Source organism: Pseudonocardia sp. DSM 110487, from assembly GCF_019468565.1.
Taxonomy (GTDB): domain Bacteria; phylum Actinomycetota; class Actinomycetes; order Mycobacteriales; family Pseudonocardiaceae; genus Pseudonocardia.
On the sequence record NZ_CP080521.1, the window covers coordinates 7,871,541 to 7,897,961 of the forward strand.

At 72.6% G+C, this 26,421-nt stretch carries 27 protein-coding genes and 1 tRNA gene; 5 read left to right on the forward strand and 23 right to left on the reverse strand.

Features of this window, described 5'->3' with window-relative positions:
* Window positions 1-93: 93 nt before the first annotated feature.
* Window positions 94-735 carry a TetR/AcrR family transcriptional regulator gene (locus tag K1T35_RS36830; RefSeq protein WP_220255294.1) on the forward strand — a complete coding sequence of 214 codons (642 nt, stop codon included), beginning with the start codon at window positions 94-96 and terminating at the stop codon, window positions 733-735.
* A gap of 193 nt (window positions 736-928) precedes the next feature.
* On the opposite strand, the gene K1T35_RS36835 is transcribed toward K1T35_RS36830, so the two are convergent.
* The 5 genes from K1T35_RS36835 to K1T35_RS36855 form a co-directional block, all read right to left on the reverse strand.
* Window positions 929-1,046, reverse strand: a tRNA-Pro gene (locus K1T35_RS36835).
* Window positions 1,047-1,224: 178 nt separating this feature from the next.
* Window positions 1,225-1,428 carry a cold-shock protein gene (locus tag K1T35_RS36840; RefSeq protein WP_147259109.1) on the reverse strand — a complete coding sequence of 68 codons (204 nt, stop codon included), beginning with the start codon at window positions 1,426-1,428 and terminating at the stop codon, window positions 1,225-1,227.
* Between the two features lie 98 nt (window positions 1,429-1,526).
* Complete coding sequence (locus K1T35_RS36845) at window positions 1,527-2,378, reverse strand: alpha/beta fold hydrolase (RefSeq protein WP_255622723.1); 852 nt, start codon at window positions 2,376-2,378, stop codon at window positions 1,527-1,529.
* Between the two features lie 117 nt (window positions 2,379-2,495).
* The gene (locus K1T35_RS36850; RefSeq protein ID WP_220256340.1) at window positions 2,496-2,846 is read right to left on the reverse strand and encodes a DUF4387 domain-containing protein; all 351 of its coding nucleotides are present in this window, start codon (window positions 2,844-2,846) and stop codon (window positions 2,496-2,498) included.
* Window positions 2,836-4,227, reverse strand: coding sequence for an acyclic terpene utilization AtuA family protein (locus tag K1T35_RS36855; protein ID WP_220256341.1), 1,392 nt, complete (start codon window positions 4,225-4,227; stop codon window positions 2,836-2,838). Before K1T35_RS36855 ends, K1T35_RS36850 begins: the two co-directional genes overlap by 11 nt.
* Window positions 4,228-4,346: 119 nt before the next feature.
* Here K1T35_RS36855 and K1T35_RS36860 point away from each other — a divergent pair, with 119 nt between their 5' ends.
* Window positions 4,347-5,069 carry a GntR family transcriptional regulator gene (locus tag K1T35_RS36860; protein WP_220256342.1) on the forward strand — a complete coding sequence of 241 codons (723 nt, stop codon included), beginning with the start codon at window positions 4,347-4,349 and terminating at the stop codon, window positions 5,067-5,069.
* A gap of 341 nt (window positions 5,070-5,410) precedes the next feature.
* Here the strand turns inward: K1T35_RS36860 and K1T35_RS36865 are convergent, their stop codons facing one another.
* Complete coding sequence (locus K1T35_RS36865) at window positions 5,411-6,370, reverse strand: YafY family protein (RefSeq protein ID WP_220256343.1); 960 nt, start codon at window positions 6,368-6,370, stop codon at window positions 5,411-5,413.
* Between the two features lie 62 nt (window positions 6,371-6,432).
* Between K1T35_RS36865 and K1T35_RS36870 the strand changes: the two genes are divergently transcribed.
* The gene (locus tag K1T35_RS36870) at window positions 6,433-7,635 is read left to right on the forward strand and encodes an epoxide hydrolase family protein (RefSeq protein WP_220256344.1); all 1,203 of its coding nucleotides are present in this window, start codon (window positions 6,433-6,435) and stop codon (window positions 7,633-7,635) included.
* Between the two features lie 247 nt (window positions 7,636-7,882).
* Here the strand turns inward: K1T35_RS36870 and pip are convergent, their stop codons facing one another.
* Window positions 7,883-8,860, reverse strand: a complete 978-nt coding sequence (pip, locus tag K1T35_RS36875) for a prolyl aminopeptidase (protein ID WP_255621129.1) — start codon at window positions 8,858-8,860, stop codon at window positions 7,883-7,885.
* Window positions 8,861-8,993: 133 nt separating this feature from the next.
* On the opposite strand from pip, the gene K1T35_RS36880 reads away from it, so the two are divergent.
* Both K1T35_RS36880 and K1T35_RS36885 read left to right on the forward strand, forming a co-directional pair.
* On the forward strand, window positions 8,994-10,316 hold the full coding sequence (locus K1T35_RS36880; RefSeq protein ID WP_220256346.1) for an MFS transporter: 1,323 nt from the start codon (window positions 8,994-8,996) through the stop codon (window positions 10,314-10,316).
* Window positions 10,313-11,152, forward strand: a complete 840-nt coding sequence (locus K1T35_RS36885) for an alpha/beta hydrolase (RefSeq protein ID WP_220256347.1) — start codon at window positions 10,313-10,315, stop codon at window positions 11,150-11,152. The genes K1T35_RS36880 and K1T35_RS36885 overlap by 4 nt, the downstream gene beginning before the upstream one ends.
* A gap of 472 nt (window positions 11,153-11,624) precedes the next feature.
* Here the strand turns inward: K1T35_RS36885 and K1T35_RS36890 are convergent, their stop codons facing one another.
* The 16 genes from K1T35_RS36890 to K1T35_RS36965 all read right to left on the reverse strand — a co-directional run bounded on the left by K1T35_RS36890 (window position 11,625) and on the right by K1T35_RS36965 (window position 26,421).
* Complete coding sequence (locus tag K1T35_RS36890) at window positions 11,625-12,557, reverse strand: tetratricopeptide repeat protein (RefSeq protein WP_220256348.1); 933 nt, start codon at window positions 12,555-12,557, stop codon at window positions 11,625-11,627.
* Window positions 12,558-12,624: 67 nt separating this feature from the next.
* Window positions 12,625-13,383, reverse strand: coding sequence for a carboxymuconolactone decarboxylase family protein (locus tag K1T35_RS49435; protein ID WP_255621130.1), 759 nt, complete (start codon window positions 13,381-13,383; stop codon window positions 12,625-12,627).
* Window positions 13,384-13,416: 33 nt separating this feature from the next.
* A complete protein-coding gene (locus tag K1T35_RS36900) occupies window positions 13,417-14,106 on the reverse strand; it encodes a GntR family transcriptional regulator (protein ID WP_255621131.1) in 690 nt (229 codons plus the stop codon).
* 2 nt (window positions 14,107-14,108) lie between these two features.
* Window positions 14,109-14,993, reverse strand: coding sequence for an NAD(P)-dependent oxidoreductase (locus tag K1T35_RS36905; protein ID WP_220256350.1), 885 nt, complete (start codon window positions 14,991-14,993; stop codon window positions 14,109-14,111).
* On the reverse strand, window positions 14,986-15,378 hold the full coding sequence (gene pcaC, locus K1T35_RS36910; RefSeq protein WP_220256351.1) for a 4-carboxymuconolactone decarboxylase: 393 nt from the start codon (window positions 15,376-15,378) through the stop codon (window positions 14,986-14,988). The genes K1T35_RS36905 and pcaC overlap by 8 nt, the downstream gene beginning before the upstream one ends.
* Window positions 15,375-15,767 carry a cupin domain-containing protein gene (locus K1T35_RS36915; RefSeq protein ID WP_220256352.1) on the reverse strand — a complete coding sequence of 131 codons (393 nt, stop codon included), beginning with the start codon at window positions 15,765-15,767 and terminating at the stop codon, window positions 15,375-15,377. Before K1T35_RS36915 ends, pcaC begins: the two co-directional genes overlap by 4 nt.
* A gap of 4 nt (window positions 15,768-15,771) precedes the next feature.
* Complete coding sequence (locus K1T35_RS36920) at window positions 15,772-16,674, reverse strand: NAD(P)-dependent oxidoreductase (RefSeq protein ID WP_255621132.1); 903 nt, start codon at window positions 16,672-16,674, stop codon at window positions 15,772-15,774.
* Window positions 16,671-17,507 (reverse strand): SDR family NAD(P)-dependent oxidoreductase, encoded by an 837-nt coding sequence (locus K1T35_RS36925; RefSeq protein WP_220256353.1) that lies wholly within the window; start codon window positions 17,505-17,507, stop codon window positions 16,671-16,673. Before K1T35_RS36925 ends, K1T35_RS36920 begins: the two co-directional genes overlap by 4 nt.
* Window positions 17,504-18,328: an N-acyl homoserine lactonase family protein gene (locus K1T35_RS36930; protein WP_220256354.1), complete on the reverse strand. Its 825-nt coding sequence runs from the start codon at window positions 18,326-18,328 to the stop codon at window positions 17,504-17,506. The genes K1T35_RS36925 and K1T35_RS36930 overlap by 4 nt, the downstream gene beginning before the upstream one ends.
* Window positions 18,325-19,641, reverse strand: coding sequence for an MFS transporter (locus K1T35_RS36935; protein WP_220256355.1), 1,317 nt, complete (start codon window positions 19,639-19,641; stop codon window positions 18,325-18,327). The genes K1T35_RS36930 and K1T35_RS36935 overlap by 4 nt, the downstream gene beginning before the upstream one ends.
* A 156-nt stretch (window positions 19,642-19,797) precedes the next feature.
* A complete protein-coding gene (locus K1T35_RS36940) occupies window positions 19,798-20,916 on the reverse strand; it encodes an MSMEG_0565 family glycosyltransferase (protein WP_220256356.1) in 1,119 nt (372 codons plus the stop codon).
* Complete coding sequence (locus K1T35_RS36945; protein ID WP_220256357.1) at window positions 20,913-21,728, reverse strand: carbon-nitrogen hydrolase family protein; 816 nt, start codon at window positions 21,726-21,728, stop codon at window positions 20,913-20,915. The genes K1T35_RS36940 and K1T35_RS36945 overlap by 4 nt, the downstream gene beginning before the upstream one ends.
* Complete coding sequence (locus K1T35_RS36950; RefSeq protein WP_255621133.1) at window positions 21,725-23,011, reverse strand: MSMEG_0569 family flavin-dependent oxidoreductase; 1,287 nt, start codon at window positions 23,009-23,011, stop codon at window positions 21,725-21,727. Before K1T35_RS36950 ends, K1T35_RS36945 begins: the two co-directional genes overlap by 4 nt.
* Window positions 23,004-23,855 (reverse strand): carbon-nitrogen hydrolase family protein, encoded by an 852-nt coding sequence (locus K1T35_RS36955; protein ID WP_220256358.1) that lies wholly within the window; start codon window positions 23,853-23,855, stop codon window positions 23,004-23,006. Before K1T35_RS36955 ends, K1T35_RS36950 begins: the two co-directional genes overlap by 8 nt.
* Window positions 23,852-25,345, reverse strand: a complete 1,494-nt coding sequence (locus tag K1T35_RS36960; protein WP_255621134.1) for an MSMEG_0567/sll0787 family protein — start codon at window positions 25,343-25,345, stop codon at window positions 23,852-23,854. Before K1T35_RS36960 ends, K1T35_RS36955 begins: the two co-directional genes overlap by 4 nt.
* Window positions 25,315-26,421, reverse strand: coding sequence for an MSMEG_0568 family radical SAM protein (locus K1T35_RS36965; RefSeq protein WP_220256359.1), 1,107 nt, complete (start codon window positions 26,419-26,421; stop codon window positions 25,315-25,317). Before K1T35_RS36965 ends, K1T35_RS36960 begins: the two co-directional genes overlap by 31 nt.

A 26,421-nucleotide genomic window follows, 5' to 3' on the forward strand; every position in this document is an offset into this window, starting at 1 on the left:
CCTTGCCCGCGAGGGCGTCTCCGTACTCGGCGACGACCGGTCGGAGCGCAAGCTATGTAGACCGATCCGTACCGAACGGTCTACGCTGGCGGCATGACGGAGTTGGCGAAGGGCCCCCTGGGCCGGCGCCGCGGCAGGGGCGCACGCGAGCGCATCCTCAGCGCGTCACAGCAGCTGTTCCGCGATCAGGGCGTCAACCGCACCGGCATGGACCAACTCTGCGCCGCGGCCCAGGTGTCCAAGCGCACGGCCTACCAGCACTTCACCAGCAAGGACGAACTCGTCGCCGAATACCTGCGCCGATTCGATCCCGACGTCATGCCCGGGGTGTTCGACCGCACCGACCGCACACCCCGCGAACGACTCCTCGCCGCCTTCGAGATGCCCGCGTCCACGCCCCTGTGCCCCTACATCGCGGCGGCCGTCGAACTCCACGACCCCCAACACCCCGCATCCCAGTACGCACGCGACTACAAGACCGCCATCGCCGCGCGGCTCACCGAAACCGCCCGCGAAGCCGGCGCCACCAACCCCGAACAACTCGGCGAACAACTGGCGCTGCTCATCGACGGCGCCTCGGCCCGCACCCGAGTCCTCAACAGCGATTCCTTCCCCACCGCCGCCGCCATCGCCGCCGTCCTCATCGACAACGCCATCCCCGCGTCATCCCCTCGGCAGCCCAGCGATGACCGCGGAACTACCGGGCCTGCTCCCGTTCCGGTGGGAGGCCGATGACGGCCCGATCACGCCTCGCCGGCCTGAAGACGACGTCGAGTTCGGCGCGGCCGCAGCGGTAGCTACCGGACCCGGACTGGAGAGCGGGTCGCGAGATCTGGCCGCGGCCATCCGTACGTATCGTTGAACAGTCGCCCAGATCGGGCGCCACTCGCCGTCGGTCCGCTCGCGGGAAATTTTGGAATCGGCTGCGGAGCGCCGACGGGATTCGAACCCGCGGCGAGGCCGAGCAGGGCTCACCCTGCCTCGACTAGCCGGCACGGGGAGAGCCTTCCCCGTGCCGGTGCAATGGGCCACTCTGCCACAGCGCCCGCAACCTGCCGGACCGCGCGATCCCGGTCCGGCAAGCATAAAAGGTCCAGTGTCGGAAGAACCAGCCGATTTCCGGCACAGGCCGGCCGGCTCGGCGTCACCCCGGCGGAGCGTGTGCCGTACACCGACGGACCAGCTCGGCCAGTCCGACGGCTCGCCGAGGGGGCCGGGTCATGGTCAGATCACACGGACGCTGTCCGCCTGCGGCCCCTTCTGACCCTGGCTGGTCTCGAAGGACACCCGCTGGCCCTCCTCCAACGACTTGAACCCGCTGCCCTGGATAGCCGAGTAGTGAACGAAAACGTCCTTCCCGCCGTCGTCGGGGGCGATGAAGCCGAAACCCTTTTCGCCGTTGAACCACTTCACGGTGCCCTCAGGCATATTTCCTCCTCGTGTACGAACGCGACGCCGATCGTGCCACCTCACGGCGGCAGGGGCACGCCCCATCCCCCACAGGCGGGTCGGAGCCGGGTGACCGGTCACGCCAGCCGGGCGATCTCCTCGGCCACCCGTACCGGCCGGTGCGCGTGGAGATCGTGGTCGCCGCCGCGGAACTCCACGAGCTCCGCGTGCGCCATGGCGGTGGCCGCTTCGCTGAGCTGGTCGCGCTTGCGGACCGGCGTGGCGTCGCCGGTCGCCGCGAGCAGCAGCACGCGGCACCGCACCAACGGGTACAGGGTCCGCGGCCGGTGCCGGAGCAAGCTGCCGATGATCGCGCGATGCCGCTCGCGCTCCAGTCGCGGAGTCACGCTGCCGTCGGCGCGCTCGCGGAGGTTGCCCAGCACCCCCTCGATGGCCGCCTCCGGCCAGTCCGGGTGACCTGTACGCAAGCTGGCGCGCACCGCCGCCGAGGTCACGCCGTCGAACCGGGGCGGCGCCAGCACCGACCACGCCGCGTCGAGGTCGGGGAACTGGTCGCCGAGGTGCAACCACCCACCGTCGACGAGCGCGAGCCCGTGCACGAGCCCGGGACGGTCGGCAGCGAGCTGGAGAGCGATGTTGCCGCCCCACGCGTGCCCCGCGACGACGGGCGCGCTCCATCCGAGGTCCGCGCAGACCGCGGCGAGGTCCTCGGCCGCCAACCGGGTGGGATCGGTCGGAGCCGCGTCGAGGTCGTCGGTGTCCGTGTCCGGGACGTCCTCGGACGAACCATGACCGCGCAGGTCCACCGCGACCACCGGGTGACCCGCCTCGGCGAGCCGCGCGGCGACGCCGTCCCACAGCTGGGCGTTTGACGACAGGCCGTGGACCAACAGCACCGGCCGGCCACCGCCACCGCGCCAGGAGCGCGCGCCCAGCCCCGCCGGTCCGACCGTGACCACCTCGGGCATCAACACCTGGAGAGCCTAGGGGCGCCCAGCCGGAACCGATTCACCGCGGCTGGTCAGCTGTCCCTCGCGGGGTCGGGCGCGGGCCTTCAGATCATCAGAGCGCTCGTCTCGTGGGAATCAGCGGGGCGGCGCAGCGCGGTCGTCGAGCAGCAGCGAGGCGAGCGGCACGTGGTGCTGGCCGGCGTGCATGTCCCGGTCGAGCAAGCCGCCCTGGCTGACGCGGCGGGGGAAGGAGATCTTGACGGTGTTCAGGGCCGGGATGCGGAAGAAGCGGACGGACTGCGGATCGACGGCGTAGAGCCTCGCGACGACGTCCTCGTTGAGGAAGTCGGGGTCGGCGGCCGTCCGGTAGCCGTCCGCGTCGATCATGAACAGCTCCATCGTGACCCAGAACGGTCCCGCGTTCTTCGACCGCACCTCGATCGCGAGGTCGCCGAGGGTGGTCGGACCCGGCTTCTCAGGCGGCATCGGAAGACACCTTCCCGTGCTCGATGTGGAACAGCGACCGCTCGTCGTCGACGGCGACGACGTGGTTGAGGACGAACTCGTAGGCCGCGCCGCGCTCGACCTCGGCCGGGGAGCCGGCGAAGGCGAAGGTGGGCAGGTAGGTCATGCCCGGCAGGGGCAGGTGGAGCATCAGCGGGTTCGCGACTTTCGCGACGGCGGTGGCCGTGGCCTGGTCGCCGGCCCGGACGACGAGCATCGCGCCGACCTCACGCGGCGGTCCGACCGCCGGTTCGAGCGCTCCGAGCACGCCGTTGTGGCCGTAGAGGCGCAGGTCGAAGGCGTAGTCGTCCGGAGCGAGGCCGAGGGTCTGCCGGACCCGGGACCGGAGCACCTGCTCGAGCAGCGCGCCCCACTCGTCGATCCGGCCGAGGATGTGCGAGTCCCGGATGGCGGAGAACGACATCGTCTCGTACCCGCTGATCCGAGCACCCTCGAGCTTGATCGTGGGTTGCTCGGCCGGGTGGAAGAGCGAACCCTCGACCCGGACCCGGCGCTCGTCGAGCGCGCGGTAGGTGGCCTCCGTGACGTCCAGGGTTCCTGCCGGCTCGCGCATCCGCCACGGGTCGGCGGTCTCGTAGAGCATGTGCGCGGCGACCGAGACCGTGGTGCAGCGCGTGTCGGGGTCGAGGGGCTCGATCGTGAACCCCTCGGCGTCGATGGTGGCGAGCACCCCGCCCGCGCGGGGGTCCGTGGTGCACTGCCCACCGCACTCGACGATCTTCGACGCGTGCCACGTCGGGCCCGGCGGCATGCCCTTCATCAACGGGAACGCCGCGGCCACCGCGGTGTCCGTCGCGCGACCCGCGAGCACGACCCGAGCACCGGCGCGCAACGCCTCCGCGATCGGCTCGTGGCCCATCATGGCGACGATGTGGGTGCAGTCTGCGACGACGGCGGCGTCGAGCTCGCCCACGGGAGCGAGCGCGGACACCCGTCCCTCGCGCAGGTGCGTCAGCACGGTGTCCGAGGTCTGCTCGCTGTAGATCCGGGCGACCGGCAGGTCGAGCCGCAGGTCCGTGAGGATCTCGTCGACGATCCCGCCGACCCAGTCGACACCCGCGTCGGTGCCGCTGGTCCCGCAGGAGCCGACGATGAGGGGGATGCCCACCTCGGCCGCGGCCGCGAGCAGTTCTCGCAGGTCACGGGCGACGGCAGCGGCGGTGGTCTTGGGACGTCCGGCGCCCAGGTAGTAGGGCCCCGAGTCCGTGGAACCGCCGTCCACCGCGATCACGTCCGCACCGAGTGCAATCCCCCGCGCCACCGTCTCCGCCGGGAACCCGGCTCCCAACATGCCGGTCGGGCTCAACACCCGGACGGTCTCACCGGTCTGCGCATGGTCCATCTCGGCCGCTCTCTCCTCGGGCCGAGGACGAGCCACGGCGCTTTGCTACAGCAAAACTAGAGTGGGATAGCGAAGGGTGCAAGACGTCGCTTCCGACGCCTCGCCATTAGAGTTGCCGCATGGCCGAGCAGGCGTTGCGGGCTCTCGAGACCGAGACCCTCGGTGATCGCGCCTACCGCGCGCTGCACGAGGCCATCGTCACGGGCGAGTTGCACGAGGGCCAGAAGGTGACCGAGCGAGGCCTTGCCGAACGCCTGTCGATGAGTCCGACGCCCGTGCGCGCCGCCATCCAGCGTCTGGAACAGGAAGGCCTGCTGCGCCGGACCGGCCCTCGGACCGTCCTCGTCGCGAAGATCGGCGACACCGCCCTGCGGGAGATCGCGGAGGTCGAGGTGGCCCTCCGGGGTATGGCCGCGCGCTTCGCCGCGCGACATGCCACCCCGGCACAGATCGACACCCTCGAAGCGATCCTCGACCAGGCGGACGACGTGCTGGTCGTGTTGCGGGAGCGGCGCAGGCAGGGCCGGGACATCAGCCGGCACGTCGACGCCATGCTCGATCTCATGGAGCGGTTCAACGAGGTCGTGGAGGACTGCGCCGACAATCCCCTCCTCATCAGCATCCTGTCCCGCGCCCGGGTGTTCTCGCGGGAGGAGCGGCGCAGGCTCGTGCGCGAACGGATCACACGGGGGTCCGATTACGGCGAGGACCGCTACGCCACGCACCACCGGCTGGTCGAGGCCCTGCGCGCGGGCGACTCCGAACGCGCAGAGGCGGCGGTCATCGAGGACGTACGCGGCGGCCTCAGCACCCTCCTCGCGGAATCGCCACCGCTCGGTTAGTACTACAGCTGGATTTCGTGATCACGGTGCTCGGCGCTGCTGCCGGGGCCGGCTCGGGGGCGTCGAACGGCGCGGGCCATGCGTCAAGCCGTGGTCGGCAGCGCCAACCCAGGCGCCACCACCGCCGCTGGATCGGCCGGTGTGGGTCGACCTCGTCCGGCTTTACGGTGAGCCCAAACAGTCCGTCACCGGCTTCGACGAACCCGTCCCGGGCGGAGTCCTCCAGGTCAGCTGCCGAGTACCCGGCCTGCTCAAACGGCGGAAACGCTCTGCGGACGGGCGTTGGTTCGGTTGTAGACCCGGTTTTGAGTTGACCGCTGACCGGTCTGTAGATCGTCCCGTCACGGTTGAGCTGCTTGCGTTGCGTGGCAGCGGTGGCCGATCGTGCGGAGGGCGTCGAGCAGTTCGGGTGGGCCGTCGACTTCGAAGTCGGCGTCGATGACGAGGATGTGCGCGGCGAGCATGTGCGGAGTCTCCGCTCCGACGTGGACGAGACAGGTGTGATCGTCGACAGGTTCGACGACTGTGGCCGGGGTCAGCCATTGCACCAGTTCGCTGGCCGGTATGTGCACGATCACCCGTGCGCGGTAGCGGGTGAGTGCGGCATCTACACCTTTGGTGACGTAGGCGGTGAGGTCCTGCTCCGGGGGCTCGCGCGGCGTGAAACGCGGCCCGGTGGGGGTTCGTGGCTGCATCCGGTCGACGCGGAAGGTGCGCCAGTCGGCGCGGGCGGAGTCCCAGCCGACGAGGTACCACTTGCGGCCGAGGTGCACCAGGCGGTGCGGCTCGACCTCGCGGTGCTGGTCAGTGCCGTCGTGGGTGCGGTAGTCGAAGCGGAGGCGGTGCTGGTCCCGGCAGGCCGCGGCGACGGCGGTCAGTACCTCTGGGGCGACGGTCGGTCCGCCGTGTTTGGGGGTGACGGTGGAGGTGCGCAGGAGGTCGATCCGGTGGCGCAGCCGGGAGGGCAGGACCTGTTCGAGCTTGGCCAGCGCGCGGGTGGCGGCTTCCTCGATCCCGGCGACCGCGCCACCGGTCGCGCTGTTGAGGCCGATCGCGACCGCGGTGGCCTCGTCGTCGTCGAGCAGCAGCGGAGGCAGCTTCGTCCCGGGGACGAGCCGGTAGCCCCCGGCCACGCCGCGCACGGCGTGCACTGGGTAGCCGAGCTCGCGCAGCTTGTCGATGTCGCTGCGCACGGTGCGCGGGCTCACTCCGAGCCGCTCGGCGAGCTCCTCCCCGGTCCACGACGGGCGGGCTTGCAGCAGCGACAGGACCTGCAACAGTCGGGCCGAGACGGTCATCACATGGAGTGACGCTACTCCTATTGCGGAAGGGTTCTTGCCGTTATAGACGGTGTCATGCGGACATGACGAAAGCCACCACCGCATGCGCCGACGCCGACGCCGACGCGAGCATCAGTCCGTTCCGGATCGACATCCCGCAGGCCGACCTCGACGAGTTGGACGAGCGCCTGGCCAGGGTCCGCTTCCCGGATGAGCTGCCCGGCACCGGCTGGGACCTCGGCGTCCCGACCGGATACCTGGCCGAGCTTGTCGACTACTGGCGCAACGGATACAGCTGGCGCGAGCACGAGGCCGCGCTGAATCAGTTTCCGCAGTTCGTGACGGAGATCGACGGCGCCCAGGTGCACTTCCTGCACGTGCGCTCGCCCGAGCCGGACGCGGTGCCACTGATCCTCACCCACGGGTGGCCGGGCTCGATCGTGGAGTTCCTCGGCCTGATCGGTCCGCTGAGCGACCCGCGCGCTCACGGCGGCGATGCGGCCGACGCCTTCCACCTGGTCATCCCGTCGGTCCCCGGCTTCGGCTTCTCCGGACCCACCCGCGATACGGGCTGGAATCCCAACCGGGTGGCCAGGGCGTGGGTGGAACTAATGCGCCGCCTCGGCTACGAGCGCTTCGCCGCCCAGGGGGGCGACCTGGGCGCATTGATCACGCCGGAGCTCGGCAGGGTCGCGCCCGAGTCGGTCATCGGGATCCATGTGAACGCCGCCACCCTCGGCTTCCAGCCGCTCGGCCCCGCGCCGGAGGACGTGGTGGCCAAGCTGACGGACCAGGAGCGGCAGCGCTTGGCGGCGATCGGCATGTTCGCTGCTGTCGGTTCCGGTTACATGGCGATCCAGTCGACCCGTCCGCAGACCCTCGCGTACGGCCTGACCGATTCCCCCGCCGGCCAGCTCGCCTGGATCATCGAGAAGTTCAAGGAGTGGTCCAACCCCTCGGCCGAGCTGCCCGAGGACGCCATCGACCGGAACACCCTGCTCACCAACGTGATGCTGTACTGGCTGACCGCGACGGGCGGATCGGCGGCGCGGATCTACTACGAGACCGGCAAGTACGCCCAGGCAGGGTGGTTCCCCCTCACCCGTTCCCAGGTGCCCACCGCGGTGGCGAACTTCGCCGGCGACACGGCCATCCGGCACTGGGCCGAGGAAGCCAACACCATCGTCCGCTGGAGCGAGTTCGACCGCGGTGGACATTTCGCAGCCCTGGAAGCCCCCGACCTCCTGGCCCACGACATCAGGGAGTTCTTCAGCACACTGCGATGAGTCCACAGCGATGGACCGACCGCGCGACGGCGTCGGCCGGCCAGGGTTCGAAGCGGATTGCTCCGAGCCCCGGCTGGTCCCACCTCGGCCCGCCGCTGCCAGTCTTCCCAGTCGTCCGGGAGCCTCGATGACGAACGGCATCGGCCTCGACGGGGACGGGAACGCAGCAGGGCGTGAACCCGACACGCCAACGGCTCGTGATCATCCCGGTCAGTGACCTGACCGACTCCGGAGCGCTGATCGACTCCTACGTCACGGCGAACCGGTCGAGCGCTTCGCGGATCCGCTCGGACATGGTGTCGCTCCCGCTGTGCCCCGCATCGTCGACGACGACCAGTTCTGCGCCCGGCCAGATACGGGCGAGCAGCCAGGCGGTGTCCAACGGGCAGCTCAGGTCGAGTCGGCCATGGATCAGCACGCCGGCGATACCGGCCAGGCGCGGTGCGTCGCGCAGCAGCTCGCCGTCGGAAAGCCATGCGCCATGGGCGAAGTAGTGCGCGCAGAGGCGGACGATGGCCAGTCGGTCGGCCAGTGTCCGACTCGCGAAAGCCCCTGGCGTCCCGTTGGGCTCGTGGGCCTGGAGCGCGTCCTCCCAGGCGCACCAGGCGTCCGCGGCGCGCTCCCGCACGACCGGATCGGGATCCTCCATCAGGCGCGCGTAGGCGGCGACGAGGTCACCGTCGCGCTCGGCCTCTGGGACTGCGGCGCGGAACGCATCCCACTGCTCGGGCAGGAGCCGGCCGAGGTCGCGGTAGAGCCAGTCGATCTCGGTCCGTCGGCTGGTCGTGACGCCGGCGATGACGATCTCCGAGACCCGCGCGGGGTGTTGCCGAGCGTAGGCCAGCATCAGCGTGGAGCCCCAGGATCCGCCGTACAGCAGCCAGCGCTCGATCCCGAGGTGTTCGCGCAGCCGCTCCATGTCGGCGATCAGGTGGGCGGTCGTGTTGTGCCGCAGGTCGGCGGACGGGTCGCTCGCGTGCGGGGTGCTGCGCCCACAACCGCGCTGGTCGAACAGCACAGCCCGGTATCGGTCCGGGTCGAAGCACCGGCGTCGCACGGGAAGACTCCCCCAGCCGGGTCCGCCGTGCACGAACACGGCGGGCTTGCCGTCGGCGTTACCGCACGCCTCCCAGTAGACCCGAGCGCCGTCACCGACGTCGAGCAGGCCGTGCTCGTAGGGCTCGATGGGCGGGTACAGCGGGTCTACCTTCTCGACGCTGCTCACGACCGCGAATGTATTAGCCCTTATACAACCGTACGACATGCGGCCGCCAACGATGGCTCGTTGACATGCAATAGCAAAACCCACAAGATGTCGCACATGCCACCGCCGCGGGTGGCAGCCGGGGAGGAGTGGCGTGAGCAGCTCCTCGCGATCGACCGACCCCGGCTCCACCACGCCGGAGCAGGGCGCTGCGCCGGGAGCGCGGCCCCGCGTCGGCCGCAAGGTCGTCCTCCTGCTCGCGCTCGCGATGTTCGCGCAGGAGTCGGTGTGGAGCTTCTACGACTCCCAGGTGCCCGCCTCCCTGCAGGTCTACCTGAGCTCGGCCGGCCTAATCGGGCTGGTGATGGGCATCGACAACGTCCTGGGCGTGATCGTCCAGCCACTCATGGGGCACCTCTCGGACCGGCTGAAGCGGCGGGTGGGCAGCCGGGTCCCGATCATCATGGTCGTGGCGCCCGCCGCCGCCGTACCGTTCGTCCTGATCCCGTGGGCGAACTCGCTGCCGGTCCTGCTGCTGTTCGTGATCTCGTTCGCGTTCCTGGCGAACTGTTCCAGGGTCGTCACCGAATCGCTGCTCCCGGACTACGTCTCCCGCGAGCACCGCAGCCGCGCCAACGGAGCACTCAAGATCGCCACGAGCCTGACGATCGTGTCCTCGTCACTGGTCAGCCTGCTCGTGGTCGACCACGACCTGCGCCTCGCCTTCGTGATCCCCGCGCTCTTCATGCTGGTGTGCTTCGCCGTCGTCGGCCTCACCCTGCGCCGGATTCCCGCCCGGTCCGCGCATCCCGCCCCCACCGCGGTCGAGGCGGACGGAACCGAGACCACGGAGGATCGTCCCTTCCTGCGGATCCTCGCCGACGCCTTCCGCGACCGCAGGCGCCTCACGCTCATGCTGGGGATCCTGTGCTTCGCGGGCACCTGGGCCGGCCTGCGGGCGCTCACCACGCCCTACGCCACCGAGGTGCTGGGGATGTCCCGCGGTGCCGCCGGGGCGCTGACCCTCCCCGGGGGGATCGCCTTCCTGGTGGCCGCCGTGCCGATCGCGTTCCTCTCCGACCGGGTCGGACAGGCCCGGATGATCGCGTACGGCATCTGCGGGTTCATCCTGGGAACGGTGGGGGCCTTCGCATGGCAGACACCGCTCGGCACCACCGTGTTCCTCGCCGTCGCGGCGATGGGGTACGCCTGCTTCAGCATCAACGCCGTCGTCGCGATCTGGAACAGCGCCCCACACGAGCACGCGCTGGGCACTTACACCGGCCTCTACACCGTCGCCGCCTCGTCCGGCTCGGCGGTCGGACCCGCGGTGCTGGGATCGACGATCGACCTGACCAGCTGGTCCACCATGTTCCTCAACGCCGCGGTCGTCGCGGTCATCCCGCTGCTGATCTTCGCGCGGCTCGGTCGCCGGGCCCCCGCGACGGCACACCACTCGGAGCCACCGGTCGCGTGATCCGCTTCATCGACCTCCCCGACGCCCATCCCGGCCGCCGGATCCTCAGCGGCAGGACGCCGCTCTTCGCGGCGCCGTCAGAGCCACGCTGCAGCTACACCACGTATGTACCCGGGTGCTACGACTGGGAGCGGCGTCCCCGCGTGCTCGTCGCCGTCCACGGCACGGGGCGAGACGTCGAGCGGACCCGGGACCGCTTCCGCGCACTCGCGGAGGAGCAGGGCCTGATCGTGGTCGCCCCGCTGTTCCCCGCAGGCCTCGACGACCCGGACGACCTGCACAACTACAAGGTCCTCGAGTACTCGACGATCCGCTTCGACCTGGTGCTCCTGCGCATCCTCGACGAGGTCACGCAGCGCTGGAACGCTCGCACGAGCGAGGTACTGCTCTGCGGCCACTCCGGCGGAGCCCAGTTCGCCCACCGCTTCTGGTACCTGCACCCCGAACGGGTCGCCGCGGCCGCCTTCAGCGCCCCCGGCCGCGTCACCCTCGTCGACGACACGATCGACTGGCCGTCCGGCACCCGGGACACCGCGGCACGGTTCGGCATCCGCGTCGAACCCGATGCCCTCCGATCCACTCCGGTGCATCTGGTCATCGGAGCCGATGACCGCGGGGAGGCCGACCTCGCCGCCACCGCCGCAGCAACCCCGGACCAGCCCGGCCGCACCCGCCTCGAACGCCTCAGCGCCCTCGAGGACAACCTGCGGAATCACGGCATCTCGACCAGCAAGAACATCGTCCCGGCCGCAGGTCACGACGCCGACGCGACCGCACCCGCAATCGCCCGGTTCTTCGGCGACCTACCGATACCGGGACGCAGCACGCCTGAATGATCCGAGCAGCCCCACAGGTCCTGTGGCTCGCCCCGGTATGCCGCCCGGGACGAGCCGAACGCCCCCTCGCCCGCTACCGACTGTCCTCGGCACAGGGCGGCTGTCCGGGCGCCATCCCGATCGGGCCCCTGGCGCCGTCCCGACCGTCCTGACCCGGGCGATGATCGGGCCCGTGATCGGGCCGTCGTTCGGGCCTGTCGTCGTGCGGCCGGTGTTCTGGCCGGTCCGCACAAGGGGCAGGTCGATCGCCGGGCGGGGGTCCCGGAGGACCCGGAGCCTGTGCGGCGGCCACCCCGGCCAGTCCCCCGGTGAGTGCGACGGCCACCAGCGCCGACGCGGCGAACATTCGGATACGCACGACATCTCCTTCGGTTGATCCGAGTCGATCGGACGGAACCGAGTAGAGCGAGCGCGGCGTTGCCGGAACGTATGCGGTTTTCGATATGCCGACGATATGCGCCTCGGCCGGGCGTCAGCGGCGTTTGGAGCGGGTCAGCCAGCGTGGCGGCTTCGTGCCGGTGGATCGTTTCCACTGCTCGGCGACAACGGTCGGGGCGGTCTGGTAGAGGTTCCTCAGGTTCTCCTCCGGGAGTTCGGCCGGCTTCCCGACCGCCTGCGACACCGCGATGGCCGAGATCAGGGCTCCGGCCGCCGCGGCGATATGGCCTGCTCGGGCGAGGTAGTTCGCGTAGTCGTTGAAGCACCTTGCGGCCAACGGGCTGTGGGGGAGGCGAAGGAAGGTTTCGGTGGCCTCGGCCAGCTGTCCCAGCGCGGCTTCCTCCGAGCCCGTACGGCCGAGTGCAAGGCCATGCATGTGCCGAACTTCGGCGAGGGATCGGAGATGGTCGTCGCCTGGAATGCCGCGCAGGATCGACACGGCTTCTGCGGCGGCGGACCTGGCGTCCTCGAATCGTTCGGCGGGGTAGAGGACGCGGCTCCAGTCGGCAAGGGACTCGCCGAGCGGAAGACGGTAGACCGCGGGTTCGGCTTCGGCGAGCGGGCGGCGGATGCGGATCGACTCCCGGATCATGGCCTCGCCCTCGTCGAACGTGCCCGTGGTGGCGAGGGCGACGCCGAGCACGGAGAGGACGCGGCCGAGCTCGTTGCGGTGCCCGGGATCGCCACCCGCGGCGAGGCGACGCCGCACGTCCAGCTCCTCGCGCAGCGGCTCAACGGCGTCCCGCTGCCGACCCGTCGTCGTCAGCACCGTGGCGAGGTTGTTCAGGACGATGGCGAAGTCGAGCAGGTACTCGTCCTGGACCTCGACGAGGACGCGGTGGGCGTCCACCGCGGCACGGCACAGCGGGATGGCCTTCTCGTAATTGCCTGCCATGAGAAGTGGCAACGTCTGCTCGTAGAGCGCCTGCGCCCGGGCGTACATCCCCGGCTCGGGAGTGGAGGTCACACCCGAGATCATCTCCCGGTCGGACCGGCCAGGTCGGTGGCCCCGCGGACCGATCGGCGGGGCGACTTCAGCCCTGCTGGGCCGCGATCTCGGCCAGGATCGGCGCGGCCGTGGTGGCGGCGTGGATCCCGATGACACTGACGATGGCGAGCACCTCCATGATCTCCCCCGCCGTGGCGCCCAGACGGACCGCGTTCTGCATGTGCAGCTTCAGCCCTGGCACGTACAGGTGGGTGGCCGATGCGTCGAAGGCGATGTAGATCAGCTCCTTGACCTTCGGCGGGAGGGTGCCGGTGCGCCATGGCACCGAGGAGAACTCGGTGTAGGCCTCGAACAGGTCGGGGTCGAGCTCCAGCAGGCCGTCCCAGAACTCGTGCCAGTAGCCGCGGTTGGCGGTGAACTCGGCCTTGAGCCGCTCGCGGCGCTCGTCGAGCGGCGCCGGGCCGTCGCGCAGCCCCTCCTCCTGCAGCACCTCCAGCAGCAGCGGGACGCCGATGTTGCTCGCGTGGATGCCGAGTGTGGAGGTCAGCTCGATGACCTCCATGATCTCCTCGCGGGTCGCGCCGTGCTCGAACGCGGCGGCGACGTGCTGGCGGATGCCCGGCTCGTAGAGGTGGGTGGCCGCGGCGTCGGCCGCGATGTAGACGAACTCCTTGACCTTGGGCTCCAGGTGCGACTCGCCCGTCCACGGCACGGCGGAGAAGTGCAGGTACGCGCGCACGAACTCGGGATCGATCTCCAGCATGCGCTGCCACGGCTCGCCCCAGGTGCCCCGCACCTTCACGAACTCGTCCTTGATCTGCTGTTGCTCGGGCGTGAGCGACACGGGACTCCTCCAGGGGAGTGGTCGGAGAGGGGATCAGGAGTGCAGGCGCGCGAGGGCGGTGCGCGCCGCGTTCTGGATGTGGCGGGCGCAGGCCGCCGCGGCGGCGTCGGCGTCGCCAGCCTCGACCGCGTCGACCACGGCGCGCAGCTCCGCGGCGGCCTCCCGCGGCCGGCCCGGCGCGGCGAGCGACGTCGCCCGCAGCAGCCGCACCCGGGCCTGTAGCCCAGCGAGCGTCTCCTGCAGCGGCCGGCTGCCCGACCCGGCGAGCAACACCTCGTAGAAGCGGTCCTTGGCGTGCAGCTGGTCCTGCGGGTCGCCCGCGTCGGCGGTGCGCTCGATCTCGACGACGGCCGCGCGCAGGGCCGCCACCTGGTCGAGGGTGGCCCGTTGCACGAACCGCTGCACCGCGAGCGCCTCGAGCGAGGCGCGCATCTCGTAGAGGTCGGCCGCGTCGTCCGGGGTCAGGGCGGTGACGATCGCGCCGCGCTGCGGCACCACCGTGACCAGCCCCTCCACGGCGAGCTGCCGCAACACCTCGCGGACCGTGGCCCGGGAGACGCCCAGCTGCTCCACCAGCTCGCGCTCCACGAGCCGCTGGCCCGGCTGCAGCCGGAACCCGAGTATGGCGTCGCGCACCAGCGTGACGACCTGCTCGCGCAGCGGCGCGGCGACACGGCCGATCTGGTCCGAGGACCACACCGACGACGCCGGGCTGCCGGTCACGCTCACCCTCCCCTCTCCTGCCGCAACCATCGCACGATCTCCGTGTGGTCCGCGGCCGGCCCCAGCGCCGCGGCCGCCTCGGCCCACAGCTCGACGGTGCGCGCGGCGAGCGCCGAGGGCGCCCCCGTCGCCTCGGCCAGCCCCAGCGCGATCCGGATGTCCTTGAGCATGAGCCCGAGGGCGAACCCGGAGTCGAACGTGCCGGGCAGCACGAAGTTCGGCCACTTGTTCTCGGTGGACCCGCTGCGCCCGCTCGAGCCGTTGACGGCCTCCAGCATCACGGCGGGGTCCAGCCCGAACCGCTGGCCTGCGAGCAGCGCCTCCGAGCTGGCCATGAGGTGCGCCGCGGACATCAGGTTGTTGAGGGCCTTGAGCGCGTGTCCCGCCCCCACCGGGCCGACGTGGCGCATCCGGCCGAGCACGCCGAAGAGCGGCACGAGTGGGGCGACGACGTCCTCCGGCCCGCCCACCATGATCGTCATCGTGCCCGCGGTGGCCCCCGAGACGCCCCCGGACACGGGCGCGTCGACGAGCACGGCCCCGCGCTCGGCGACCCGCTCGGCCAGCGCGCGCGTCCGCAACGGTTCCGAGGAGCCCATGTCGACGAGCACGGTGCCCGGCTCGAGCGCGTCGAGCAGGCCGGCCCCGTGCACCACGGCGTCCACGACGTCCGAGTCCGGCAGCATGAGGACCACGACCGGGACGCCCTCGGCCACCAGAGCGGCCTTCTCCACCAGCGTGACGACGCCGGCGAGCTCAGGGCGCGACGCGGCGTCGTACCCGCGCACCGTGATCCCGGCCGCCGCCAGCCGCTGCACCATCGGCGTGCCCATCCGGCCGAGCCCGACGAACCCCACGGCCGGCGGGAGGCCGGCGCGCTCACCCATCGGCGCCCTCCGCCGCGATCTCGCCGAGCACCCGTTCGGCCACCCGGAACGACTCCAGCGCCGCCGGCACCCCGCAGTAGATCGCGGCCTGCAGCAGCGCCTCCTGGATCTCGGCCTCGGTGGCGCCGTTGGTGACCGCACCGCGTACGTGCACGCCGAGCTCGTGGTTGCGTCCCAGCGCCGTGAGCATCACCAGGTTGAGCAGGCTGCGGGTGCGCCGGTCCAGCCCCGGGCGGCCCCACACGTCGCCCCAGCAGGCGCGCGTGACGAACTCCTGCACCGGCCGGGAGAACTCGCTCACCGCGGCGAGCGAGCGCTCGACGTGCGCCTCGCCGAGTACCTCCTTGCGGATCCCGAGCCCCTGCTCGTAGCGCTGGTCGGTCATCGTTTCGCCCCCCGGTAGTCGTCCTCGGCCACCTCGTCCAGCCACACGGTCGGCCCGAGCGACACCGCGAGGTGGGTCAGCACCGTGTCGGGCGTGCCCCCGTGCCAGTGCCGCTCCCCCGGTGGCACCCACACCACGTCCCCGGCGCGGATCACCTGCGGCCGCTCGCCGTGGGTGCAGACCCAGCCCATGCCCGCGGTGACCACGAGGATCTGGCCCGCGGTGTGGTGGTGCCAGTAGGTACGCGCACCCGGCGTGAACGTCACCGAGTTGATCGTGTTTCCGTCGGTCGTGGGCAGCACCGGGTCCCCCCACACCGTGCCGGTGAAGGTCTCCGTGCGGTTCTGGGTCGGGGTGGTCTCGGGGGCCCGCCCCCGGACGATCTGCACTTGCTCATCCCTCTCTGTCGTCGTGCACTCGGACGCCGCCTGCCACGTCGCCGATGGCGTCGACCACTCGGTTGCTGATCCGGTCGCCGTAGCCGAGGTTCTCGGCGAGCCCGAAGCTCGCCAGCGGCCCGGCGGAGTTGAGGCTCGGGACCCCGAGCCGGCCGACGAGCTCGACGTAGAGCGCCACGTCCTTGGTCATGAGCCTCCCTGTCAGCCCGCCCTCCAGGTAGTCCCCGCGGACGATGTGCGGGAACCGGTTGGCGGTCGCCCAGTTCGCCCCACTGCTGGAGTTGAGGACGTCGAGCAGGACCGGCAGGTCGAGCCCCGCCTTCCGGGCGGCGACCATCACCTCGGCGGTGGCCGCGAGGGACACCGCGTTGAGGAAGTTGTTGAGCAGCTTGGCGATGTGGCCCGCGCCGGAGGCGCCCATGTGGTGCACGTGGGCGGCGATCGGCTCGAAGACCCATGCGATCTCCGCCAGCGCGTCGGCGTCACCCCCGGCCATGATCGTTAGCGTGCCCTTCTCCGCGGCGGCCGCCCCGCCGGAGATCCCGGCGTCGAGGTAGCGGACGCCCACGGCCACGGCCTCGGCGTGCAGCGCCGTCGTGGAGGCCGGGGACGCCGTCGAGAGGTCGACGATCGTGGCGCCCGGCCGCGCGGCCGTCAGCAGTCCGTCCTGGCCGCGGACCACGGGCTCCACCACGTGGCTGTCCGGGAGGGACATCAGCACCACCGGCGCCCGCCGGGCCACCTCCGCAGGCGAGGCCGCCGCCAGGGCACCGACCGACTCGGCCGCACCGGGCCGCGGGTCGTACCCGACCACCTCGATTCCGGCGTCGACCAGCCGCCTTGTCATCCGCCCGCCCATGTTGCCCAGGCCGACGAAGCCCACGACCCGCGCGCTCACGAGAGCCACCCCGGGTGCATCCGCGCGTCGCCCGGCCGCGGGTCCCACGCCCCCGCCCCACCGGAGGGCCGCACGGTGCTCACCGCGGCCGCCCCGCCGTCGACGGAGACCACCTCGCCGGTCATGTACGCGGCCCCGTCCCCCAGCAGGAACGCGACCACGGAGGCGATCTCCTCGCCGGTGCCCGCCCGCCGCAGCGGGGTCGTGGCGGCGCGCCGCACCATGTCGTCCCCGCCACCTGGCCCGGTGCCCGCCCCCACGAACAGCGCGGTCGGCACGATGCCGGGCGCCACGGCGTTGACGCGCACGCCGATCGGCCCTCCGTAGAGCGCGGCACCCTTCAGCACGCCGAGCACGCCGTGCTTGGAGGCCTGGTAGGCGAGCAGGTCGTCGCTGCCGCGCAGGGACGCGATCGAGGCGGTGAGCACGATCGCCCCGCCGCTGCGCTGCTCCTCGTACCGGCGGAACGCCGCCCGCACCCCCAGGAACACCCCGCGCAGGTTGATCCCGATGACCCGGTCCCATTCGGCGACCGACAGCTCGGTCAGCCGGGTCAGCGGGCCCGGAATGCCGGCGTTGAGGTGGTGCAGGTCGATGCGCCCGAACGCCGCGACGCCCGCGGCCACCGCGGCGTCGACGTCCTCCTCGCGCGACACGTCCCCGGTGCACACCACGGTCTCCACCGGCAGGTCGGCGGCCAGCGCCTTCAACCGGTGGCCGTCGACGTCCTGCAGGACGAGCCGCACCCCCTCCGCCGCGAGCCGCCGCGCGCTCGCCGAGCCGATGCCACCCGCCGCCCCCGTGACGAGGCCGACCTTCCCCTCCAGGCTCACGCCGCTCCCTCCGTGGTTCCCGCCACCCGGACGACCAGCTCCCCGAGCCCGGCGGGCAGCCCGCCCACCCGCTCGGGGAACCGCCGCCCGACGTCGGCGTCGTGGCCGGCCACCAGCAGCCGGCCGCCGTCCTCGCACATCTCGCGCAGCACGTCGAACCCCCGGTACATGTCGGCCAGGTCGGCCACCACGAAGAACGGGCGATCGCGCTCCAGCTCCTCGTAGAAGTGCAGGGCATCGGCCGCGAGCACCACCGCCTCCCGCTCCCCCGTGGCGACCTGCACCACGAGCTGGCCCGGGGTGTGCCCGCCGACCACCACCAGCTCGATGCCGGGCGTGAGGTCGCACGTGCCGTCGACGAGCCGCAGCCTGCCCTGCTCCCCCGCCGCGGCGAGGTTCGCCAGCTCGTCGGGCTCCGTGGAGTGGGCGAACTGCATCCGCCGCGCGTAGGGCCCCGTCCAGAACTCGTACTCCCGGCGCGCCAGCACGATCTCCGCGTTCGGGAACCGGTGCAGGTTGCCGATGTGGTCGTAGTGCGCGTGCGACACCACGAGCCGGTCGACCGCCGCGGCGTCCACCCCGAGCGCCGCCAGTGCCTCCACCGGGTCGGTGAGCAGGGTGCGACGCCTGCGCGCCCCCGCCTCGGCGCCGAACCCGCAGTCGACCACCACCGTGCGCTCGGCACCCCGGACGACCCAGAAGAAGTAGTCCATGGCGATCTCGGCGTCCGGTTCGCCGTAGAGGTGGTAGTTGAGGTAGCTCTCGGCCTTCGTGGTGGTGCGTGTGCCGTAACGGACCGCGAGGACCTCGTAGCCACTCATCGGGTGGCCTCCGCGGGCGCGACGGTCGCGGCGTCGAGCCCGCGCCCGCGCACCTCGGGCAGCCATCGGGCGAGCGCCAGCGTGGCGACCGCGGCCACCACCACCATGTACAGGGCAGGCAGCGTGCTGCTGCCCGTGCCGCTCGCGATGGCCGCGGCGATCAGCGGGCCGGGCCCGCCGATGAGGGCGAGGCCCAGGTTGAACCCGATCGCGCTCGACGTCGAGCGGGTCTCTGCCGGGAACAGCTCCACCAGCATGCACACCGTCGTGACGCTCACCATCGACTGGAACACCGCGAACAGCACCATCCCGCCGACGACGCCCGCCGCCGTACCCGTCCCCATCAGGACGAACGCCGGGACGCTGACGACGGCGAGCCCGAACCCGCCGATCAGGTTGACCCGGCGCCTGCCGAACCGGTCGGAGACCGCGCCGGCGATCGGGCAGAGCACCGCGTAGCAGACGAGACCGGTGGCGACGAGTACCAGTGCGCGCGGCCGGGACAGCTCCACGGTCGCGGTCAGGTAGGTGACGACGTACGTGGCGAGGTAGTAGAAGCCGAGCCCCTGGACGCTGGAGAACGCGAACGTCAGCGCGATCGCCCGGACGTCGCGACCGGACTGCCGCAGCGGCGCCTCCGCGCGGGCCCCGGCCTCGACGAGCCGCTGGAACACCGGCGTCTCGTCAATCCGCAGCCGCACCCAGGTGCCGACGGCGGTCAGCGGCACGGCGACGAGGAACGGGATGCGCCAGCCCCACGCCGACATCTGCTCGGCGGTGAGGGAGAGCTCGAGGGTGAGCACGAGCAGGCCGCCCGCGCACGTCGCGAGCGCCGCGGTCGCCGACACCACGCTCGCGAACCGCCCGCGCCGGTCCACCGGCGTGTGCTCGATCAGGAACGCGGCCGAGCCCGTCCACTCCGCCCCTGCCGAGAAGCCCTGCACGCAGCGCAGCAGCACCAGCAGGACCGGGGCGAGCAACCCGGCGCTCTCGAACGTGGGCAGCACCCCGACCAGCGTGGTCGCGAGCCCCATGAGGCCGATCGAGACCGTCAGCAGGGCCCTGCGCCCCCACCGGTCGCCGACCGCCCCGAGCACGAACCCGCCCAGCGGGCGCATGAAGAACGCGACCCCGAACACCGCCAGCGACGCCAGCAGCGACGCTGCCGGGCTCGCCCCGGGGAAGAACAGCCGGCCCAGCGTGGCCGCCAGGAAGCCGTAGATCGCGAAGTCGAACCACTCCGTGAAGTTGCCGACCGCCGTCGCCAGCGCTGCCACCCGCCGGGCCGCGCCGTCCTGCGCACCGTGCTTCATCGCACTCCTCATCGACGAGATGGACGGACCGTCAGGCTGTCAGACAATCCGTCGACAGGGAAGTGGGCCGAGTCACACTGGCAGGTGCGGCCGTCCCCGACCGCCGGTGGTGGCCATCGGCGCTTCGCCCCGACGACCATGGGAGAGCCGCGACTGTCACCGTTCCGGCGTGAGCTGCCCAGCGATACGAGTACGCGCATAGACGTCCATGTGTGCCGCCGCCGCGGCGTCCCATGTGTGCCGGGCCGCGAGCGCCCTGCCGGCGGCGAGGCGTCCCGGGTCGGCGCCGCCCGCCGCCGCGAGCAGCTCCGCGGCGAAGCCTCGCGGGGTCGTGGCGAACGCCGCGGCGTCGTCGAAGACCTCGCGCAGCACCGGCAGGTCGCGGACGACCAGCGGTACGCCCGCGGCGAGGGACTCCATCGCCGCGAGGCCGAACCCCTCCTTGGTGGACGGGAAGGCGAACACCTCGGCGGCGGCCACCAGCTCCGGTAGATCGGCGTGCGGAACCGGGCCGAGCACGATCGGCGCGACGCCCAGCTCGGCGGCCCGGGAGTCGACGCGGGCTCGGTAGTCGCGGTAGTCGAACAGCGTCTCGCCGCCCGCCACCACCAGCGCGAGGTCCGGACGCGTCCGCCGGATCAGTGCCATGGCCTCGACGAGGTCGAGCGTGCCCTTGCGCGGCTCGATCCCGCCGACGGCGAGGACGAAGCGGCCGAGCCGGTCGCGCCACCGCGCGCGGCCGGCCGCCCCGGCGGGTCCTGCGGCGGCGGCGAAGCGAGCGGCGTCCACGCCGTTGGGGATGACGGCCGGGCGCCTGCCCCACCCGCTCTCGACCTCGGCGGCCACCGCGGCCGACACGCAGATCAACGCCTGCGGCTCGCTCACCGCCCGGTCGTGACAGGCCGCGAGCGCCGGCGTGGTGAAGGTGTCGAGGTGGTGGACGGTGCGCAGGCAGCCGGGCACGGCGTTGGCGCTGATGCAGTCCTGCGCGTGCACGACGTCGCAGCCCTCGCCGCTGCCGGCGAACGCGACGCCGAGGACGGCGATCGAGCGCAGGATGCGGTCGCCGACGTCCTCGTCAGGCAGGTCCGGGAACGGCACCAGCCGCACGGTCACCGCGGGGTCGACCGGCCGGAAGAACGCGGCGTCGCCGCCGCGGCCCAACGACCAGACGGTGACGTCCTGCCCGGCTCGGGCCAGCGCCTCGGCCAGCGCGAGGGTGTGCACCACGCCGCCGCGTGGCTTCGTCGAGTACGTCAGGAGCGCGATTCTCATGCGTATGTCTCCGGCCGCCGCTCGGTGAGGTGCGAAAGCACCGTGCGCGCACGGGTCACCTCGGCCGGGACGTCCAGCTCGGTGAGCGCGAGCCCGGCCTTCGCCCAGGTGCGGGCCAACACCTCCCCGCCCGGCCCGACCACCTTCGACTGGCCGAGGAACCGCAGCCGGCCCATCGTCCCGGTCTGGTTCGCCGAGACCCACACCACCTGGTTCTCCGCGGCGCGGGCGCAGTCGTAGAGGTCGAACAGCCGCGTCTGCCGGTCCTGCACCAGCCGCGGGGCTCGATTGGTGAGGCTCGCGGGCCACGCGGAGAGGCAGGCGATCATCAGCGCGCCGTCGGCGGCCAGCGTGCGGGCGGCCTCGGGGAACGTCTTGTCGTAGTCGATCAGCATGCCCAGCCGCCCGACCGGCGTGTCGAAAGCGGCGAACCGATCGCCCGCCCGGTACACGCTCGCCTCGCCGACCGGCTGGTGCACCTTGCGGTGCCGGCCCAGCACGCCGTCACCGGTCAGGCACACCGATGCGTTGTAGGGCAGGTCGGGCGCGAACTCCCGGTAGCCGAGGCACACCACCATGTCCCCGGCCGCGGCGGCCACCCGCTTGAGCTCCGGCGAGTCCTCGGTGAGCACGGGCGGCAGGCCGGTCTCGTCGGTGCCGGCGAAGGTGCCGAGGTAGCCGCCGATCGTCGCGTCCGGGAACACGAGCAGGTCGACGTCCTGGGAGGCCGCGGCCCCGATGATCATCTCGATCTTGGTGAGGCACTGGTCGATGTCGCGGCCGAAGTGCGCTGCCACCGCAGCGATCTTCATCCGGCCGCCGCCAGTGCCGGCTGCACGGCGGCCGCGATGTTCCCCGCGAGGTACTCCGCGTCCCTGGCGATCCCGGAGAACCGCCCCGAGCCCCAGGTGTGCAGCCACGGCAGGCCGAGCACGGACAGGCCGGGCACGCTGGTGACGCCGCGGGAGTGGGTCGGGTAGCCGCGCCCGTCGAATGCGGGTACGCGAACCCAGCTCCAGTCGCTGCGAAAACCGATGCACCAGACGACGCCGGCGATCCGGTCGAGGTCGAGCGCCGCGGGGTGGTTGGACCCGGGCGCCCACACCGGCTCGTATCGGGGCTCGCTCGGCGCGTCGATGCCGGCCGCCGCGATGTACCGGTCGACGAGGTCCTTCGCGTTCTCGCTGACCCGGTCGGCCGCGTCCAGGTTCGCGGCGAGGTCACCGGCGAACGTGAGTTCGCCCGCGTGCATCCCGGTGAGCCGGCCGTAGAGCCGCATGCCGTCGCGCGCGAACGCGCGCAGGTCGATGTCGCGCCCGCCGTCGCGGCCGGTGACGTAGTGGTTGGTGCCCAGGCGCGCCGCCTCGCCGTTGCGGTGCTGTTCGACGGGCATGTCGTAGTGGCCCATGTCGTGCAGCCAGGCCACCATGTCGCGGCCGCGGTAGAACCGCGCGATGCGTGGTGCACGTCCGACGGCGAGGTGCACGGTGCGGCCGGCGAGGTGCAGGTCCTCGGCGATCTGCGCGCCGGACTGCCCGGTGCCGACGACGAGCACGTCGCCGGCCGGGAGCTGCCGCGGGTTGCGGTAGGCCGAGGAGTGCACCTGCGCGAGCCGTTCGGGCAGCCGGTGAGCCCATGCGGGCACGAAGGGACGGTGGTAGCCGCCGGTGGCGAGCACGACGTGATCCGCGGAGAGCGTCCCGGCCGGGGTCGTGAGGACGAATCGGCCATCAGGTCCGGCGGCCAGCCCGTTCACCGCGGTGTGCTCGAGCACCGGCGGGTCGAACGAGGCCGCGTAGCCGCGGACGTAGGCCACGATCTCGTCGCGGACCATGAAGCCGTCCGGGTCGTCGCCGCGGTAGGGCCAGCCCGGCAGCTGGCACTGCCAGTTCGGGGTGACGAGGCAGAAGCTGTCCCAGCGGGCGTCGGTCCACTCGTGCGCGATCGTGGTGCGCTCCAGCACGACGTGCGCGATCCCGCGCCGGCGCAGGCACCACGACATCGCGAGGCCGGCCTGCCCACCGCCGACGACGGCCACTGGCACGTGGGTGGGGAACGGGACGCGGGGTGCGCCCCAGGTGGTCTGCTCATACACCGGTCGGCACTCCGTAGGTCTCGGGACGGCGGTCGCGCAGGTGCGCCATGGAGCGGCGGGCGCCTGCGAGCACCGCGGGCACGTCCACGTCGGCGACGGCCATGCCGGGCGCGACGCCGGTGGTGGCCAGCACGTCGCCGCCGGGGCCGACGACCTTCGCGCTGCACACGAACCGCAGCGATCCGAACGTGCCGGACTGGTTGGACGCCACCCACACCACCTGGTTCTCCAGCGCGCGGGCGCGGTCGAACAGGTCGAAGCGGTGCGTCCACCGATCTTCGGCGAGGTCGGGGCTCGCCGCCGTACGCGCCGCGGGCCACGCCGAGACACACACGATGATTTCCGCCCCGTCCAGGGCGAGGGTGCGGGCAGCCTCGGGAAAGGCCTTGTCATAGCAGATCAGCATGCCCAGCCGGCCCACCGGCGAGTCGAATGCGCAGAACCGGTCGCCCGCCGCGTAGCTGTTGGACTCCCCGAGCGGCTGGTGGACCTTGCGGTGCACGCCGAGCACCCCGTCGCCGGTCACGGCGACGACGGTGTTGTAGCGCGAGGTGCCGTCGGACTCGCAGAAGCCCGCGGTGACGACGACATCGCCTGCCATCCGGGCGAGCCGGGCGATCTCCGGCCCGTCGACGTCGAGGGCGGGCGGCTGCGCGTCGCGCGGGAGCACCCGCTCGATGCCGTGATCACCCAGGTCGGCGAGGTAGCCGCCGAGCGCCGCCTCGGGGAGCGCGAGCAGCTGGACGCCGCGCGCGCGGGCGTCGGTGAGGAGCTCGTCGATGCGGGCGAAGCAGGCGTCGAGGTCGCGCCCGAAGGGTGCGGCGACGGCCGCGAGCGTTGTCATGCGGAGCCTCCTGTCGCGGGGCCGAGCCCGGTGACCGGCCCGGGCAGGGCGGGGGTGAGCGAGCCGTCGGGCCAGCGCAGCGCCACCCCGCTGCCGGGCACCAGCTCGCCACAGGCGGCGGTGGTGGCCGGACCGGCGGGGGCGACCGCGCGGTCGGGGGCGTCAGCGGTGAGGAAGGCCGAGCCGGGAAAACAGGTGAACCAGTCCCCCACGGTGGCCGCGACCGGACGGGGCACCGCGGCGACGTCGAGCACTGCGCCGCAGCCGCACGCCTCCGCGAGCATCCCGAGCGTGCCGACGAGCCCGGCCATGCTCACGTCCTTGGCGGCCGCGGGCGCGGTGCGGGCGACGGCCGAGCCGATGAGCCGCAGCTCCTCGGTGGTCCGCCCGGTCGTCGAGTCCCACTGCCGTCCGGTGTGGCCGCGCCGCCAGCCGCCGCCGAGGTCGGCGGTCAGCCGCACGGCGTGCCCCGGCCGCCCGCCGCCCGCAGGCACCGGCCGGTCGGTGCGGCCCAGCGCGGTGACGGACAGGGCCGCGGGCACGCCGAGCTGGGTGTGCCCGCCGAGCACCGGAACGCCCCATGCCGTGCTCGCCGAGCGCAGCCCGGCCAGCACGCGCGCGATGAAGGACGCGTCCCGGCCGGCCACCGCGTCGAGCAGGCCGAGCGGGGCCGCGCCCATCGCGGACAGGTCGTTCACGTTCACGAGCACGCCGCACCAGCCGGCCCACTCGGGGTCGCGCTCGACCATCGACGGCAGGATCGCGTCGCACGCCGCGACGACGTCGGTGCCGGGCACCGGCGCGCCGTCGTCGCCGACGAACCCCGCCCCGCCCAGGTGCATGCCGGCGAGCAGCCCGCCCAGCGGCCCCTTCGTGATGCGGGCCAGCGCCGCGAGCCGCCCGACGGGCCATGTCATCGCCGCGTGCGGACGCCCGCTCACCACGGCCGCGCCGGTGCGGCTCCAGCCGAGCCTGGTGAACATCCGCTCGTAGCGGTCCTGGACGGTGGCGTCGAAACGCAGCGTCCCGGCCGCCTCCGCGGTCGCGCAGGCCGCCCGGACCAGCGCAGGCCCCACCCCGCGCGGCGCACCGGGCGCCGCGACCAGCCGGGAGCCGGTCCACCAGCCCACGTCGGGCCCGCCGGGGTCGACCGGGCCCAACCGGACGCCGCCGAGCACGGCCCCGCCCACGGCCCTGGCCACCAGCACCCGGGTGCGCGGATCGTCGTCCGCCGCGTCGCGGTCGGTGCCGGCGAACAGCCCCTGCTCCGCGACGAACGCCCGGTGCCTCAGAGCGGCATGCGCACGACACCCGGCGCCGTCGGCCTCCTCGATCCGCCACGCCGGCACGTCCGGTGGGACCCGGTGGTCGACGAGCAGGACGTTGCGCACGAGCCACGCGGTATCCGCGGCGCTGCCCATGGCGAGCGGGTCGGTGCCGACCAGCAGGACCTCGCCGGTCATGCCCCGGCCGCCTGCAACGCGCTGCACGCCCCGCAGGCCGCGCAGCCGGCGCCCTGGTCGGCGCCGAGCATGCCCCTGGCCCGCAGGCCGGCCGCCACCCGCATGGTGACGCCCTCCAGCACGACCGGGTCGGGCGGCCCGACGCCGTCGGCCATCGCGAGGGTGCCGGCGAGCGGCCGGTAGGGCACCACGAACGGGTATACGCCGCGGTCGGCCAGCCGCAGCGCGCCCGCGACGAGGTCGTCCGGGTCCTCGCCGAGGCCGACCAGCAGGTAGGTCGACACCCGGTTGCGGCCGAAGACGCGCACCGCCTCGTCCCACGCGGCCTCGTACTGCGCGAGCGGGACGGTGGCCTTGCCCGGCATCCACCGGCCGCGTACGCCGTCGTCGAGGGACTCGACGTGGATGCCGATCGCCGTCGCCCCGGCGTCGTGCAGCTCGCTGATCGCCGCGAGGTCCTCCGGGGCCGGTGGCTCGCACTGCACCTGGATCGGCAGGCCCGGCACGGCGTCCAGCACGGCCCGCACGCAGCGGGCGAGGTGGCGGGCGCCGCGGTCGCGGCCGTTCGTGGTGCCGGTGGTCAGCACCATCTGGCGCACGCCGTCCAGCCGGACCGCGGCCTCGGCCACCTCGGCGAGCTGCGACGGGCTCTTCACCGCGGTGGTCGAGCCAGCCTGCAGCGACGCCTCGATCGCGCAGAACCGGCACCGCTGGTCCTCGGCGTAGCGGATGCAGGTCTGCACGACCGTGGTGGCGAGGACGTCGCGCCCGTGCAGGCGGGCGAGCTGCTCGTACCGCACCCCGTCGGCCGTGGCCAGGTCGTAGAACCGCGGCCGCCGGACCGGCTCTGCCGAAAGCCCGAGGTCGGCGCCGTCGAGCAGCAGCCGCCCACCGCGGATCGTGTACGGGCTCGCCGGGTTGATCGGGAGCGCGGTGGCGCGGCCGTCGAGCAGGACGTGCCCGTCGTCGCTCGGGCCGGCCCCGGCTCGGCGGGAGACGGGGGCGTCGACCCTGACGCCCAGGATCGCGACGTCCACGCGGGTGGACGCCCGTTGCGAGCAGGGCGCCGCGGTGTCCTGGGTCGTCGCGTCCTGGGTTGTCAC